Here is a 15,010-nt window from a genome sequence, read left to right on the forward strand (position 1 = left end):
CCCTCGGGCCTGACGCGCGCGGACCGGACCAGACCTCAGGAGGCGCGGGTCGCCTCGGTCGAGGAGCGCGCTACCGTGGCCGCATGAGCACCGAGGCCTGGGAAGACCGAGTCGCCGCCCTCTGGGCCGACGAGACCGTCGACGACGAGCAGCGCATCGAGCGCATGACGGCGCTGGCCGCCGAGGCCCCTCACCCCGCGCTGGGCGAGTTCGAGCTGGGCGGTGCGCACGACTCCGGGGGCCGTGAGGCCGAGGCCCACGTGCACTACGCGGCGGCGACCGAGGCCGGCCTCGATGCCGTCGATCCGACCCGTGCCGCGCAGATGGTCGTGCAGCACGCCTCGACCCTGCGCAACCTCGGCCGCGTCGACGAGGCTGTCGCCATGCTGCGCGCCGCCCCCGAGCACCCCGCCACGGGAGCCGCACCGAAGGTCTTCCTCGCGCTCGCCCTGCACAGCGCGGGCCGTCCCGACGAGGCCCTCCGGGTCGCGATCGAGGCCGTCGAGCCGAACCTGCCCCGGTACCACCGCTCGGTCCGGGCCTACGCGGCCGCGCTCACCGAGCGCTGAGCCGGCCGCTGCCCGTGCGACGCGCAGACCCGGCCGCAGCCGCCACCCGCACTACCGCGCGTGACCTCCGACGGGCACCGACCCGGTGCTGAAGTCCTCTTCGAGCTGCTCGAGCGAGCGGCCGTTCGTCTCGGGCACCCGGGTCGCCGCGAAGACGAACGACCCGACGTTGAGCGCCGCGAAGATGAAGAACGTCGTCGAGATGCCGATGCCGGCGACGACGATCGGGAAGAGCAGGCTGACCGCGAAGTTGGTCATCCAGAGGACGAACACCGTCAGCCCCATGCCGACGCCGCGCAGCTTGAGCGGGAAGATCTCGCTGAGCATCAGCCAGACCAGCGGGCCGATGGTGCCCTGCATGGTGCCCACGAACCCGATCACGAAGATCAGCACGACGACGGCCCGCCCCATGCCCTCGGGGATGAACGTCGACGCGAGCCCGATCAGCAGGTGGAAGACCGCGACGCCGGCGAATCCGGCCATCAGCAGGGTGCGACGGCCGATCCGGTTGACGACGCGCAGGGCCACGAGCATGGCGACGACGGCGATGACGCCGGCTCCGACGTTGGCGATCAGCGCACCGCTCTGCGAGAAGCCGGACTGCTGCAGCACCTGGGTGCCGTAGTACATGATCGAGTTGATGCCGGTGAACTGCTGGGCGACGGCGAGACCGAGGCCGATCAGCAGCAGCTTGCGCAGCCAGGGCTCGGCGACGAGGTCACGCAGGCGGGCGCTCTTGGCCACCTCGGCTTCGTGGGCCAGCTCGCGCACCTCGGCGATCTCGGCCTCGGCCCGGTCGTCCGACCGGATCTGCTTCAGCACGGCGAGCGCGTCGTCGTCCCGCCCCTGGGCGATCAGCCAGCGGGGGCTCTCGGGCACGCGGAACATGCCGACGAACAGGGCGATCGCCGGCAGCGCGGCGACGGCCAGCATGTAGCGCCACACGTCCCCGTGCTCGCCCCAGACGCTGCCGATGACCGCGTTGATGGTGAAGGCGGCCAGCTGCCCGGACACGATCATCAGCTCGTTGCGGCTGACGAGCCCGCCGCGCTGCTCGGTGGGGGCCAGCTCGGCGAGGTAGACGGGAACCGTGACCGAAGCACCGCCGACGGCGAGGCCGAGGACGAAGCGCGCCCCGGTGAGGAACTCCCACGAGGGGGCGAGGACGCACGCGAGCGCGGCGAGGAAGAAGACGACCGCCAGGAACCTGATGGTCGGCTTGCGTCCGAACGCGTCCGAGACCCGTCCGGTGAAGAACGCCCCGAAAGCCGCGCCGACGAGGATCGCCGAGACCATGACGCCCTCGGTCGTCGGGGTGAGGCCCAGGCTCGTCTCCATCGAGTCGAGCGCGCCGTTGACGACGCCGGTGTCGTAGCCGAAGAGCAGCCCGCCGAAGGTCGCGATGACGGCGACGACGCCCAGTCGTCTGGTGTGCGGCCCCGAGACCAGGGCGGGCAGGGCAGCCCGGGGCGACGCGCCCGTTGCGTTGGTGACCACGATTCCTCCGTCGGTTGTGGCCCCAGCTTGCCCTGTCCCGGAGGACCGCGACGCCGTCGGTTCCGGGGAGGCGCGCGTCAGGTGACCCGCGCCTCCTGCGGTTCGCGCTCCCTAGAATCGGAGCATGCCTTTCGACGAGTGGTACGACGACGAGACGCGAGAGGCCGCGACGGCCCGCGTGTTGCAGCGGCGGATGACTAACCCCACCGACCGCAACGTCCTCACCGTCGTCGCGGAAGAGTTCAACGTCCCGCGACAGACCCTCAGCGACTGGGTCGACGAGGCGTCGCCCGAGTCCGCGAAGCCGAAGCGGAAGCCCCGGCCCAAGTTCTCGCAGGTCGTCAAGACCACCAAGGAGGCGCGGGTCGAGTCCCCCGCGGACGACGAGGCGATCGAGGCACCGCAGTCCGCCGCACCTCCGGAGCCCGAGAGCGGACCCGAGCCCGACGCGGACTCCGTGCCGCAGGCCGAGGGCGTGCCGCAGACCGAGGCCGCGCCCGAACCGCAGCCCGAGCCCGAGCAGGACCCCTGGGCGGTGTCCGATCCTGCCCCCGAGCCCGAGCCGACACCCGAGAGCGAACCCGAGCCGCAGCCCGAGCCCGCACCCGCACCCACTCCGGACCCCGAGTCCGCATCCGCTCCCACACCCGCACCCGCACCCGCCGACAGCCGCCTCACCGCCCTCGAGGCCGAGGTCGCCGCCCTCCGCGCGGGCAACCGAGCGCTCGTCGAGGCCCTCCGCATCCTGGTCGACGACTGATGGAGATGGCCGACCTGCTGGTCGTGCTGGTCACCGGTTTCGTGGTGATCGCCGCTGCGACCCTCGTCGGCCCCCGCCTCGCACACGGCGCCCCACGCCGACCGCGGACGCGGCGCGCGATCAGGACGTCGCGAACGTGACCCCGGTGAGCCGTTCGGAGAGCTGCCAGCTGCGGTGAGCCGCGTCCGCGTCGGTGAGGTTGCGGTACAACCTCTGGGGACCCGGGCCCCCACCGAGGTGTCCGGGCCCCGAGGGCCCGTAGAACCCGCCCGGCTCGGAGTCGGGCGAGACGGCGGCGTACAGGGCGGGCAGGGCCGCCGAATCCGGGGTGCCGGTGATGCCGAGGGCCGACAGCACGCGGATCACCCGGACGCTGACCGTGTCGCCGGTCCGGCCCAGTTCGGGGCGTGCGGCGAGCAGGGCGGTCGGGGCGACCCCCGGGTGGGAGAGGTTGCTGGTGATGCCCCACCCGAGGGCGCGACTGCGCCGGTCGAGCTCGAGGCCGAAGAGGCCCTGGGCGATCTTCGACTGGCTGTAGGCGCGCATGCCGTCGTAGCTCTGCTCCCAGTTCGGGTCGTCCCAGTTGACGGCGTTCGAGTCGGCGGCGACGCTGATCTGCGAGGTCACGCGGGCGTGGCCGGCTCGCAACAACGGAAGCAGCCGTGAGACGAGCGCGAAGTGCCCGAGGTGGTTCGTGCCCAGTTGCGACTCGAACCCGTCGTCCGTGGTCTGCCGTTCGGGCGGCGTCATGATCCCCGCGTTGGCGACGAGGTGGTGGATCGGCCGGCCGTCGGTGAGCAGCTCGTCGGCGAGGTCGGCGACCGAGGCCAGCGACGAGAGGTCGAGGTGTCGCGTCGACACCCGGGCGGCCGGCGTCTCACGCCGGATCGTGGCGACGGCGGCGTCCCCCTTGACGGCGTTGCGCACCGGGAGCACGACGTCGGCGCCGGCGGCCGCCAGCCGTGCCGCGATGCGCAGGCCGATGCCGTCACTGCCGCCGGTGACGACGGCGCGCCTCCCGGTCAGGTCGGGAAGGGTGAGAGAGACGGGTCTGCGAGGCATGCTGGGCTCCTGGTCCTGGGGCGGGTGGTCGTGCGTCCGGTGGCGGCGCGGTCGGTCGGCCGGTCGCAGATGGTGGTGGTGCAGACGACTCTGAGGGAATCGCGACGTGACAACCAGGACTCGTCGAGTCCTGGCTGCGGTCTCCGGATCGAGCCGAGGAGGCGCTAGAACTGACGCATGGACAGAGACGCGTTGGGTGCCTTCCTGCTGCGTCGACGTGGTGCGCTGCAGCCCGAGGACGTCGGGCTGCCCCGGGGTCGACGGCGTCGGACCAGCGGACTGCGCCGTGAAGAGGTCGCGGCGCTCAGCCACATGTCGCCCGACTACTACGCCAGGCTCGAGAGGGGCACGGGCCCGCAGCCGTCCGAGCAGATGATCGCCTCGATCGCACAGGGTCTGCATCTCGCCCTCGGCGAGCGCGACCACCTCTTCCGCCTCGCCGGGCACCAGCCGCCGGTCGGTCCACCGTCGGGTGACCACATCAGCCCTGGTCTGCTTCGCATCCTGGACCGGCTCGGGGACACCCCGGCCGAGGTCACGAGCGAGCTCGGCGAGACACTGCGGCAGACGCCCCTGGGGGTGGCGTTGACCGGTGACACGGCCGGTCTGACGGGTCTCGAGCGCAGCATCGGCTACCGGTGGTTCACGGACGCCGGCAGTCGCCGTCTCTACGCGGACGAGGACCACGACTTCCTGTCGCGCCTCTGGGTCTCCGGGCTGCGGGACGTCGCGACGCGTCGAGGTCCGGGGTCGCGGGCGAGGCGCATCGTCGACGAGTTGCTCGAGGTCAGTGACGAGTTCCGTGCCGTCTGGGACCACCACGAGATCGGGTTGCGTCCGAGGGCGTCGAAGCACTTCGTGCACCCCGAGCTCGGAGACCTGCACCTGACCTGCCAGACGCTGGTCGACCCCGAGCAGTCGCACTACCTGCTCGTCTACACGGCGGCGCCGGGGACCGAGAGCCACGAGAAGCTGCAGCTGCTCTCGGTCATCGGCTCACAGCCCCTGGGCTGACGCCTCGGTCAGCACCTGGCCCGGCGGCCAGACCATCTAAGACGGGTGCAACCAGGCCCACCAGGTCCGACGGCCCCGCCGGGTACTTCGCCGCGGCCCGTGACTCGGGCTTCGCGTCGAACGGCTTCGGGGCGTCGTCACCCGGCGGCTTCGGCCTCGGAGCCGTCCTCGTCACCGAGATCGTGCTGACGGCCGTGTTCGTCGGCGTGATCCTCTCGGTAACCGCCAAAAATGAGTACAAGGCCCTGGCACCCTTGGCGATCGGCCTGACCCTGGCGCTGATCCACCTGATCAGCATCCCGGTGAGCAACACGTCGGTGAACCCCGCCCGCTCGCTGGCGGCGGCCCTGTACGGCGGACCCGACGCGCTGGCGCAGGTCTGGGTCTTCTTCGTGGCGCCCTTGGTCGGCGCCGCCCTCGCGGGCCTCGCCCACCGCGTCCTGCGTCGCCGCGCCTGACCGGCCCGAGCGGCAAGGACCGCAGGAGGCGCGGGTCGCGTGACCCGCGCCTCCTGCGGTCCCCTGCTCCCCGCGGTCGCACCTCGGGCCGGACGGTGCCGTCTACGGGCCGTAGGCTCCGGGCATGGTGATGCGCTGGATTCAGGACCCGTCGGTTCAGGCGATCATCCACGTGGTGATCCTGGGATGCGGTGTCGTCATCGCCGTCCGCGGTGAAACGATGGGGACCGTCCTGGCGGCGGTCGGGGCAGCATTGCTGTTCCTCGACTTCTTGCTGTACCGCCGCCGACGCGCCCTCCGGCGTGAGTCCCTCCAGGACGTCGACCTCACCTCCTGACGTCCCTGCGGTCTCGTCCCGGGCGGGCGACGATCGTGCATGTGAGGATCGCGTGGCGTGCCGCGTCCGGTGGCGTCGCAGACGAGGGGATGCGCGGATGGCGGACACGAACGAGATCGTGCACGTGGTGTTGGTCGAGTGGGCCGAGGGAGCCCCGGCCGACGTGGCCGAGCAGGCGACGCGGCTGTCGACCGAGCACCTGACCGGCATCGACGGAGTCCTGTCGGTGTCGAGTGGCGGCAGCGTCAGCCCCGAGCAGCTCGAGGCCGGCTTCGACTGGATGCTCGTGGTGCGCTTCCGCGACCCCGCGGCGCGGGACGGCTACCTGCCCCACCCCTCGCACCAGCCGGTCGCAAGCTACCTCGGTGACGCGTCCGCCCGCGTCGTCGTCTTCGACGTCCAGGCGTAGCGCAAGCGCAGGAGGCGCGGGGCAGGTGACCAGCGCCTCCTGTGGTTCCTCCCTCCCCCGCGATCGCGGCCACCGGCTCGGCGGTACGGTCACCTCATGAAGGTCCTGGCCGGCATCGTCACCGCGCTGCTCGTCGTGTCGGTGCTGCTGGTGCTCGCGGTGCGGGCCGATCCGGACGTGCCGCTCGTGCTGTCCGGCTCCGACGCGCGCCTCCCGTACTGCACCACCTACGACCCGGTGATCGTGGCCGACCTCACGACGGAGACCCTCCCGACCTGTGCACCACACGGGGTCGAGCTGCGCTTCCCCGACGGCTTCGTCATCGACCTGCCCGACGAGCCCGGCGCCGGCGGACGCCCCTCGGAACGCTACGACTACGGCTACGTCGACGTCGGCGCCTTCGGCATGTACGCCTCCCGGGCCGACCACGCCTGCGAACACATCGAGCAGTGGGGCACCCCCGAGGCCATCCGTCGCGTCACCGAGGCCTTCGGCGACGACTACGCCTGCGTGCCCGACCAGCAGTGATCCGAGGAGGTGCGGGTCGGCTCCTCGAGACACGATCGGTTTGACGCTTCAGCCGCCACCGCTCACCCGTTCGGCGCGACCAGAACCTTCGCGTGCTCGGTCTTCCCGCTGTCCAGCTCCACGAGCAACCCGGGCAGCTCGTCCAGCCCGACCGTCCCCGTGATCAGCGGCCCCGCCTCGACCGAGCCGTCGGCGAGCGCACGCATCGCACCGACGAAGTCGGAGTGCGTGTAGGCCAGGCTGCCGATGACCGTCAGCTCGCGGCTCTGCCAGTCGCCGTACGACACCTCCGAGGTGGTCATCGGGTAGCCGAGCAGAGCGAGCGTGCCGCCGCGGCGGACCAGCTCGGCGCTCGACTGGAATAGCGAGGAGGCGCCGGTGCACTCGTAGAGGACGTCCGCCCCGAGCCCGTCGGTCAGTTCGAGCACGCGAGCCGTGAAACCCTCGCCGGGAGCGTGGACGTCGGTGAAGCCGAGGCGGCGGGCGGTCTCGCGCCGCGCCTCCATCGGTTCGACGATGACGACGGCTCCGGCACCGGCGTGGTGGGCGTGCTGGGCGGTGAGCAGGCCGATGGGGCCGGCGCCCTGGACCACGACGACCGAGCCGAGGCGCTGGCCGGCCCGGCGGACGGCGTGGAAGGTGACGGCGGTGGGTTCGACGAGGCCGAGCTGTTCGTCGGTGAGGCCGTCGAGGGCGCGCTGGACGCGGCGTTCGTGGACGGTGACGTGCTGGGCGAAGGCTCCGTGGGTGGGGGCGTCGGGCGAGACGCCGTTGGCCTCGGCGAAGGCGGTGTCGCAGTGGTCGGGGTGTCCGGCGCGGCACATCGCGCACGTGCCGCAGGGCGGGCCGACGCTGGCGACGACGCGGTCCCCGACGGCGACGGTCGTGACCCGGCTGCCGGCGGCGACGACGGTGCCGGTCCACTCGTGGCCGAACACCGCGGCGGGGATGAGCCCACCGGACGCCCACCCGTGCGTGTCCGTCGCGCACACCCCCGTGTAGCGGATGCGCACCACGACCTGCTGCTCCCCCGGAGCCTTGAGGTCGACCTCGGCGAAGGCGACCGAGCGCTCGGCGTCGACGGTGGCGAAACGGGTGCGGGCAGGCAGATCGGTCATGCCCACCAAGCTAGACGTGGGCGACAGGTGTTGCTCAGTCTGCCGGAGCCGCCTCAGAAGCAGCCCCACAACCTCAGGTCGTGGGGCTGCTCAGCATTAATGGACTTGTTTGGTAGGGGTCATCGAATTGCGCCGGAAGACGCGAAAGCGATCGCGATGAGGCCTACCCCTGGCCAATGTGCCAGAGCGGCAGCGCGAGTACTTCCGGCCCCCAATGTTCCTCAGTCGTGACGTCACGACGGACAAGCTCCGCGAGAATACTGGCGAAGACTTTATCGACGATGATCGATCGCGGGAGCTCATCAGCTGCACGCCATCCGGCACCACCCCGTAGGTAATCCCAGTGTCCAAGTCCCGTGCTCTGGAGAGTCGCCTGAATCTCCTCCGGCGTCAGCCAGATAGGTGCCGAGGCGAGAGGGGGCGTCGTTCGCCAGACATCCAGCTTCGCGCCAACCGGCTTCTGCCCCGCAAAGATCGCGCGAACAACCTTGACGCGGTCGGGCACTCCATCAAAGTAGTCAGCCCATGCGGTTTCGACCTGGCGAGAAAAGAACGCTTCGAGAACAAGCTGCAGTCGAAGGGCGGAATCCGTCCGCCCGCGCTTTATTTGAGCCTCGAGGACTGCATCGCCGAACTGCTTCACATCTTCGTCGAGGGAGGGCAGTAGGACCTCAATTTTTACAGGCTGGTTATTTAGACTTGCTACGACCGCAGTGCTTACGAGCTCTGTGATTACTGGGTCCTCTGCGAGGGGAACAAAATTGAAGTCGACTTCGAAGATAAGACGCTCTTGCTCCGGCTCCTGCTCCTGCTCCTGCTCAATTTCTATCGAGGGTCGTGCTTCTGACATCGCCCGCTCAAGCCGTTCTAGAACCGGCGCGAAGGTGGAGTCAAGATGTGTTTTGAGATCTTCCACTTGATGGGGAAAGGTTCGAACAATCTTCAGGGTCTCGCCAGTCGCCTTGGACATCGCCGCGCGATTTGCCTCCACATTCGTCACGTACCAGCCGCATATAAGGTAGGCGATCGATTCAGACACCGCGCGTAGGTAAGCCCGGACATCCTCGGAGGCCTTCTCGATTTCGCGTCGGTCATCTGCCGACATCGCTTCGTGAGCCAGATGCACGACAGCCTCTGGACCAACGAGACTCTCACCCATCACCGCGTGGTTGGGATTGTTTACCAATGCGATGTACGCGCGTCTGATTAAATCTTCAACCCATTCGCGATCCGCCGTGGCGACGGTCTCGAACTCGGCTGAAGGTCGATTCAAGAGGTCCTTTTCAGACGAGCGTACAAACGACTCGATGTTGGCCCGCCCCAAGCCTGTCAAGTCACCTACAGCATCGGCAACGTCGCCTAGATGAAGGAGTCGGAGAGCAACCTTTGTGAGACCGACGGTGGTACTCGCAGATGATTTCCCAGGCAATGACGATGACAATTTAGTCCCCCGATATGCGGCTCCTGCCGCGTCCCCAACTTGGATTTTCTTTACGGCTATGAGGTTTTCCAGTGCTTTTCACCGGCACACAGCGCCGACCGTAGCAAAAGGCTCTCGTACCGCCGTAGAGGCTCCTTATGGAAGCAGTACCGACCCGTCGGATCAAGACCCCGAAGTAGGGAGACTAAGCCCTAGATTGCACCTCAGCCTCGGCCTCCTTCACGATCAGCTCACACTCGAAAACGAATCACGTTTAGTACAGTGAGATTCGTTCAATTAGCGATGGGGAAAGAACATGGCGAGCCGACGCGGATTCCTGGCAGAAGTGCAGCACCAACAGCGTTTGGCGCAGGCCCGAGCCAACGCGGCCGCTCGAGCACAGACGCAGGCTCGCGCGCAAGCAGTGCGTGCGCGGGCTCAGCAAGAGCGGGCGAACGCCGCAATGGCCCGTGCCGACGAGGCCGAACGTAAGCGGTACGAGCGCGAGGCGAAAGCCGCGTACGTCGAGATGCGGCAGGCCGAGGTCGACGAACTCAACGAGGACTTGGCCCTCGAGTACGGCGAGATCGACGGATTGCTCGCCCTGACCCTCGACCTGGACGACTACGTCGACCTGGAGGGCCTCAAGGTTCGAGCGGTGCACCCGCCCTTCCCTCGCTGGGACCTCGAGACCCCTCGCCCGGCGCCGCTCCCGACCCCGGTCCCCGAGGCCCCGGTGTTCATCGAACCGCCGGCACCCACAGGCCTCTTCGGCAAGAAGAAGAAGTTCGAGGAGGCGCAGCAGCGGGCTCGGGCGGAGTACGAACAGGCCTGGGGTCAGTGGGCCGCTTACCGCGACTGGATTCCCACCCAGGACGCTCAACAGGCTCAGGAACACGCCACCCTCGAAGAGGGACGCATCAAGCTCCTGGCGGCGGAGCGGGAACGCTACGACGCGGCCTGCGCGGTCCGAGAGGCCGAGGTTGCCGAGCAGAACTCTTCGATCGACACCCTGATCGCCGGCCTCGGCTACGGTGCAGTCGACGCAGTGCAGGAGTACGTCGGCATCGTGCTGGCGAACTCGCTCTACCCGGATGCCTTCCCCGTCGAGCACGAGGCCGAGTTCGATCCCGCGACCGCCGAGTTGACGCTGCGTGTGACCGTGCCCGCCCCGGACGCCCTGAGGACCATCAAGGGATTCCGCTACGTCAAGGCCAGTGATGAGGTCGTCGAGACCCAGCTCTCCAAGACGGCCGCCAACGAGCGTTACGCGAGTGCGTTGCACCAAGTGGCCCTCCGATCCCTTCACGAGATCTTCGAGGCGGACCGGAGGGGGCTGATCAAGGCCATCTCCGCTCAGATCGGTCCTGAGGCGAACGACCCGGCCACCGGGCGCCAGAAATTTATCCCTCTGGTCGCTGTCGCTGCACCTCGTGACACGTTCATGGAGATCGACCTCAGCGGCGTCGTCCCTCTCGCCACCTTGCAGCACCTCGGTGCCGCTGTGGCGAAGAACCCGTCGGCGCTCATCGCCATCGACACGGCGGGCGTGCGTCGGTCGTGAGCGGCGACGAGCGTCAGTTCAACCCTCCCCCGGGCTGGCCGCCCGTACCGTCGGGCTGGAAGCCCCCCGCCGGATGGGTGCCTCCTGTTGACTGGCCTCCGGTCCCCGACGGCTGGCAACTCTGGCTCGACGAGGTGACACCAGCGTCAGAACCCGTCGGTGTGGCCCCGGTCGCGACCAGCCCGATCTTCGAGAGTCTCGCGCCTGAACGGCTGAGTGAACCCGAGACACACAACGACCCGCCTGCCCCAAGTGACTCAGCCCCATCGGACCTCGTCGCGACGTTGCTCGCGGAAAAGGCTGAGCTGGCTCGGCAACTGGCCGAAAGCAGGCAGACCGCCGACCTGCGAGTGGCCGAACAAGCCGCAGCAAAGTCCGTCACTTCAGTCACTGTTGAGCTCGACGACGAGCAGGTGCTGCAGGAAGTCGGCATCTACAGGTACCACCACCCCCTTGAGGATGCGACGGCCTACCTGCCGAGATTGAAGGACGTCGAAGCAAGGTCGGCAAGCCTCGTCCGCGACGGGCATGCCATCGAGAAGTCGAACCTCTTCACCTTCGACAACTCTCTCGCCAAGGGTCGCAAGATGAGCGACGACCTCGCCAAGCTCATGTTGCGTGCGTACAACGCCGAGGCGGAGAACAGCATCCGCACCCTCAAGTTGGGCAACGTGCACACCGCCAAGAAGCGGCTCGAGGCATCGCGAGCAGCGATCGCCAAGCTCGGCAGCATGATGGCGATGCACATCAGCGACGCCTACCACGGCCTGAGGATCGAGGAGATCGAGCTGACGGCCGATTGGCTGATGAAGAAGCAGGAAGAGAAAGAGGAGCAGCGCGAAGAGCGGGCACGCCTTCGTGAGGAGGCGCGGGTCGAGAGAGAACTGAAAGAGCAGCGCGCCCAGCTCGACAAGGAACGCACCCTGCTGATGCAGACGATCGGCCAGCTGCAAGCCAGTGGCTCGTCAGATGCCGACCTCGAGCTACGACTTGCTGCCATCGACCAGGCCATCGTCGACAACGACTACCGAGCGGCGAACATCCGCGCCGGCTACGTCTACGTCATCTCGAACCGAGGAGCCTTCGGCGAAGGTGTCGTCAAGATCGGTCTCACGCGCCGCCTCGAACCCGCCGACCGAGTGCACGAGCTCGGCGGAGCCTCGGTCCCCTTCCGCTTCGACATCCACACAATCTACTTCTCCGAGGACGCCGTCACACTCGAGACGGAACTCCACCGACACTTCGCGACGCGGGCCCTTAACCAGGCCAACAGCCGCAAGGAGTTCTTCTTTGCAACGCCGGCCGAGGTACGAGACGTCCTCGCCAGCAAGGTCGGCAACCTCCTCGAGTTTAGGGAGACGGCAGATGCAACAGAATTTTTCCAATCCGTAGATAGCTGGCCGCCAGCAAGTCGATCCAACCGCCGCTGAATCCACTCAAGCCGCTGGGCATGAAAATGGCAGACAGAGATGATTCACAACTACGTGAATGGCAACGCAAATCCCGTCCGGGTGTTGGTATTGATCGCTGCTTGCTATGTGCTAAATGCTGATTATGCACACAATGTAACGACCGGCAGAGATCGGCATGAGGCTGGAATTGCAAGGGCCAGGGAGTCGTTCGGCTCGCTTCCAGCCACACGTCGAAATTCTGCCTATAAATTCCCGCTAGGACCAGGGATCAAATAAGTCGTTGCAAGGTCCGACGCAAACGTCGCACGTCAGGGCACTAACGCGTGCAACTTTCACCATCCACCCGAGTTCCTCGTCTTCGTACTGACTAAGAGTCTTTTCGATTATTCGGGCCAGCGGATAGCGGGGTCGGCGAACCATCGAGACTTCCCTGGCAACGACATTTCGCGCAATCGCCGACGCTTGGACGCCTACCATCTCGCCTGCAATGTGATCACAATCAGGGGTGAGACATATCGAGCAAGTACCTTCGATGTCTCGGCTTACGCGTTTGGGATAGAACTTGCCCAGCTCATGGTTGCAGTCCTCAACGGATTCGCCGCAAACAGAGCAATCAAACTCGCTTGAGAGTCCAGGGGAGAATCCAAACCTGGCATGCGACAAGCTCACCGGGCAGGTAGTCCAAAGTTGGCCGTCACGGAGGGTGATAAGGCAGCCAAACATTCCGCCGCGAAGAAATCCCGCTTGATGAATGGCTTCGTGCGCATCTTCAGCCAGTTCGTGGTCTTCGAGGTAGTTCAGTGCCTCGACGGCTAGCTTCTCAGCCGACCGGACGGCAGCTTCGATTTCGGCGAGATCAAGGCCCACACATGATTCAGTAAATTGCTTCCATTCGGTTCGCTTAGCAAGTTGTATCTCCCGACGAATGGAATCATCGTTCACTACGGTGGGGCGGCTCCTCAGAGGCATATCCGCATTTCGTGCGCCGAGGAGGCGAGACGCCCGCTCGTACGCGTCTTGCGAGGCTTGGAGGACTTCCCGCCCATTCTCTTCGAGAAACTTCTCTCGACTTGGACCGCCGGAAGGAGGAATAGGTCCGTAGTCCATAATTCCCGCTGTAAAACGCATACCCCTATCAATCACCACAGCTTCTTTCGTGGTCATTTTCGCCCTCTTGAACTACACGAATTGCCGCTATGACGTCGTCTCCGCTGCCTTCGAAAGTGTAAGTTTTGCGAAGTTGACCCGATGCATCCGTCTCAGCGAAGGACACTTTGAGTGGAAGTTGTTTGACCTGCTCGGGTGACCACCCCTGAGCCTTTGACCGTGAATCGATGAAAAGACTAATGGCTAGAATTAGCCAGTCACTGGCCAGACTTAGTCCCGCGAGCGCGACACTCCAAGTCTCTGGATCAATGCTGAACTCTTGCACGTAGCGCCGAGAACCTTCCGGCATGGAGAACTCGAGAGGCACTCCTGCTAGTCGCCCAGCCTTGGGCAAGTAGTGAACATTCTCCTTGTACGCCGGGAAGCTGTCACCGACTGGGCTGCCTGCAGGATGCGTTGGCACTACATATATGGTTTCCGGCTCGACTTTTGAGGGAAGAGATCCTGGTAGAGGCGCCCACGCATCTATCGCGACATTTGCAGTCATAGAGAGAGACTAGCCAATGGAACGCGAAGGATAACGGGCTCCTTTGACCGACCGTCGCGCTTGGGAAGCACACCACGGCACACAGGTCCTGATTTGTCCATTGGAATTCATTTCCATTCTCATGACGCCAATCCCGTGACCGCTCGAGATTGAGGCCAGATAGATGCACCATGAGCGAATGCAGTACCCGCGGCCAAGAAGTGCCCATTGTTGGTTCTACTGAAGTCACGAGTTACGAGAAGACCAGCTGAGGACAAACAGCGGTCATGGTGAAGGAATTCTGTCGGGAGCCTGGAATTATTGGAAGCCCGGAATGCGGAGAGTGACGCGCGTCCCAGAAGAATAGTTCGACAGCACACCTAAAATGAGGAAGCAAAGAGGTTTAGCCGGCTTCGAACTCCGGCACCTTAACCACCACCACAAGCCTGAGGGGAGCGTGTCCGGCAAGGAGCAGTCAAAGCCGACTGCGTTGCATCGAGACTCCACCCATGCACGACTACGAAATTTATTGCGATGAGAGCAGGCCAGAACTTTTTGTCGCAGGCCCTACGTCTACCATTACGGCTCACGCCGCAATCGGCTCCGTCTGGCTTGCTGCCGAAATACGAGACTCTCTCAAGGAAAGTGTTTCCCAGCTCCGTTCAACCTACGGAATATGGGGAGAGATGAAGTGGACGAAGGTAGGCACAAAGTCCTTGACCTTCTATCGCGACCTCGTTGATCTTCTGCTCTTGGACCCAAACATCCGTTTTCGAGCAATAGTCATCGAGGCACACAAGCTCGACCTTGCGCGCTTCCATCAGGCCGACGCTGAACTCGGTTTCTACAAATTTTACTACCAGGTTCTGCACCATTGGACGGTGGAAGGAAGTACAGCGCGGATCTTTTGTGACGCCAAAGTCAATAGGGATTTGGGTCGATTGCAAACACTCGAGAGGGTTCTCAACCGTAAGTTTGACAATCCCTGTGTTGAGAGTATTCACTCGGTCGAGTCTCGCGAATCCGTCATTGTCCAATTGTGCGATGTTCTCTTGGGAGCAGTCCAGGCTAAATTCAATAAATCCATCGTTTCATCACAGGCGAAGATTGATCTTCTTACTCACATCGAGAAACGGATTGGCCATCCCATTGCGGCGACATTCCAAAGCGAGCGGCAATTCAATGTGTTCAAGATCAAATTGTCGAACGGACTTGCGCCTCAGTGACGT

At 65.5% G+C, this 15,010-nt stretch carries 15 protein-coding genes; 10 read left to right on the plus strand and 5 right to left on the minus strand.

Annotation, left to right across the window (positions count from 1 at the left end):
• The first annotated feature begins 83 nt into the window (after window positions 1-83).
• Window positions 84-569 carry a tetratricopeptide repeat protein gene (locus tag AC1MBW_RS06670; RefSeq protein WP_480025904.1) on the plus strand — a complete coding sequence of 162 codons (486 nt, stop codon included), beginning with the start codon at window positions 84-86 and terminating at the stop codon, window positions 567-569.
• 51 nt (window positions 570-620) lie between these two features.
• Here the strand turns inward: AC1MBW_RS06670 and AC1MBW_RS06675 are convergent, their stop codons facing one another.
• Complete coding sequence (locus tag AC1MBW_RS06675; protein ID WP_480025905.1) at window positions 621-2,066, minus strand: sugar porter family MFS transporter; 1,446 nt, start codon at window positions 2,064-2,066, stop codon at window positions 621-623.
• A gap of 124 nt (window positions 2,067-2,190) precedes the next feature.
• Here AC1MBW_RS06675 and AC1MBW_RS06680 point away from each other — a divergent pair, with 124 nt between their 5' ends.
• Complete coding sequence (locus AC1MBW_RS06680) at window positions 2,191-2,826, plus strand: hypothetical protein (protein ID WP_480025906.1); 636 nt, start codon at window positions 2,191-2,193, stop codon at window positions 2,824-2,826.
• Between the two features lie 120 nt (window positions 2,827-2,946).
• On the opposite strand, the gene AC1MBW_RS06685 is transcribed toward AC1MBW_RS06680, so the two are convergent.
• Complete coding sequence (locus AC1MBW_RS06685) at window positions 2,947-3,888, minus strand: SDR family oxidoreductase (RefSeq protein WP_480025907.1); 942 nt, start codon at window positions 3,886-3,888, stop codon at window positions 2,947-2,949.
• Between the two features lie 177 nt (window positions 3,889-4,065).
• On the opposite strand from AC1MBW_RS06685, the gene AC1MBW_RS06690 reads away from it, so the two are divergent.
• The 5 genes from AC1MBW_RS06690 to AC1MBW_RS06710 all read left to right on the plus strand — a co-directional run bounded on the left by AC1MBW_RS06690 (window position 4,066) and on the right by AC1MBW_RS06710 (window position 6,634).
• Window positions 4,066-4,902, plus strand: coding sequence for a helix-turn-helix transcriptional regulator (locus AC1MBW_RS06690; protein WP_480025908.1), 837 nt, complete (start codon window positions 4,066-4,068; stop codon window positions 4,900-4,902).
• A 179-nt stretch (window positions 4,903-5,081) separates the two neighbouring features.
• A complete protein-coding gene (locus tag AC1MBW_RS06695) occupies window positions 5,082-5,360 on the plus strand; it encodes an aquaporin (RefSeq protein WP_480026084.1) in 279 nt (92 codons plus the stop codon).
• Between the two features lie 124 nt (window positions 5,361-5,484).
• Window positions 5,485-5,697, plus strand: a complete 213-nt coding sequence (locus AC1MBW_RS06700; RefSeq protein WP_054145755.1) for a hypothetical protein — start codon at window positions 5,485-5,487, stop codon at window positions 5,695-5,697.
• A 97-nt stretch (window positions 5,698-5,794) separates the two neighbouring features.
• A complete protein-coding gene (locus AC1MBW_RS06705) occupies window positions 5,795-6,106 on the plus strand; it encodes a Dabb family protein (RefSeq protein ID WP_480025909.1) in 312 nt (103 codons plus the stop codon).
• Between the two features lie 96 nt (window positions 6,107-6,202).
• Window positions 6,203-6,634 carry a hypothetical protein gene (locus AC1MBW_RS06710; protein ID WP_480025910.1) on the plus strand — a complete coding sequence of 144 codons (432 nt, stop codon included), beginning with the start codon at window positions 6,203-6,205 and terminating at the stop codon, window positions 6,632-6,634.
• 62 nt (window positions 6,635-6,696) lie between these two features.
• Here the strand turns inward: AC1MBW_RS06710 and AC1MBW_RS06715 are convergent, their stop codons facing one another.
• Both AC1MBW_RS06715 and AC1MBW_RS06720 read right to left on the minus strand, forming a co-directional pair.
• Window positions 6,697-7,752 (minus strand): zinc-dependent alcohol dehydrogenase, encoded by a 1,056-nt coding sequence (locus AC1MBW_RS06715; protein WP_480025911.1) that lies wholly within the window; start codon window positions 7,750-7,752, stop codon window positions 6,697-6,699.
• 163 nt (window positions 7,753-7,915) lie between these two features.
• On the minus strand, window positions 7,916-9,076 hold the full coding sequence (locus AC1MBW_RS06720) for a hypothetical protein (RefSeq protein ID WP_480025912.1): 1,161 nt from the start codon (window positions 9,074-9,076) through the stop codon (window positions 7,916-7,918).
• 559 nt (window positions 9,077-9,635) lie between these two features.
• Here AC1MBW_RS06720 and AC1MBW_RS06725 point away from each other — a divergent pair.
• Together AC1MBW_RS06725 and AC1MBW_RS06730 are read left to right on the plus strand one after the other, a co-directional pair.
• Window positions 9,636-10,736: a hypothetical protein gene (locus AC1MBW_RS06725; RefSeq protein ID WP_480025913.1), complete on the plus strand. Its 1,101-nt coding sequence runs from the start codon at window positions 9,636-9,638 to the stop codon at window positions 10,734-10,736.
• Window positions 10,733-12,166 (plus strand): SNIPE associated domain-containing protein, encoded by a 1,434-nt coding sequence (locus tag AC1MBW_RS06730; RefSeq protein ID WP_480025914.1) that lies wholly within the window; start codon window positions 10,733-10,735, stop codon window positions 12,164-12,166. Before AC1MBW_RS06725 ends, AC1MBW_RS06730 begins: the two co-directional genes overlap by 4 nt.
• A 237-nt stretch (window positions 12,167-12,403) precedes the next feature.
• Here the strand turns inward: AC1MBW_RS06730 and AC1MBW_RS06735 are convergent, their stop codons facing one another.
• Entirely contained in the window at window positions 12,404-13,312 is a 909-nt protein-coding gene (locus tag AC1MBW_RS06735) for a hypothetical protein (RefSeq protein WP_480025915.1), read from the minus strand.
• A gap of 978 nt (window positions 13,313-14,290) precedes the next feature.
• Here AC1MBW_RS06735 and AC1MBW_RS06740 point away from each other — a divergent pair.
• Window positions 14,291-15,007 carry a DUF3800 domain-containing protein gene (locus tag AC1MBW_RS06740; protein ID WP_480025916.1) on the plus strand — a complete coding sequence of 239 codons (717 nt, stop codon included), beginning with the start codon at window positions 14,291-14,293 and terminating at the stop codon, window positions 15,005-15,007.
• Window positions 15,008-15,010: the final 3 nt, after the last annotated feature.

It is taken from the genome of Frigoribacterium sp. AP1, from assembly GCF_056680555.1.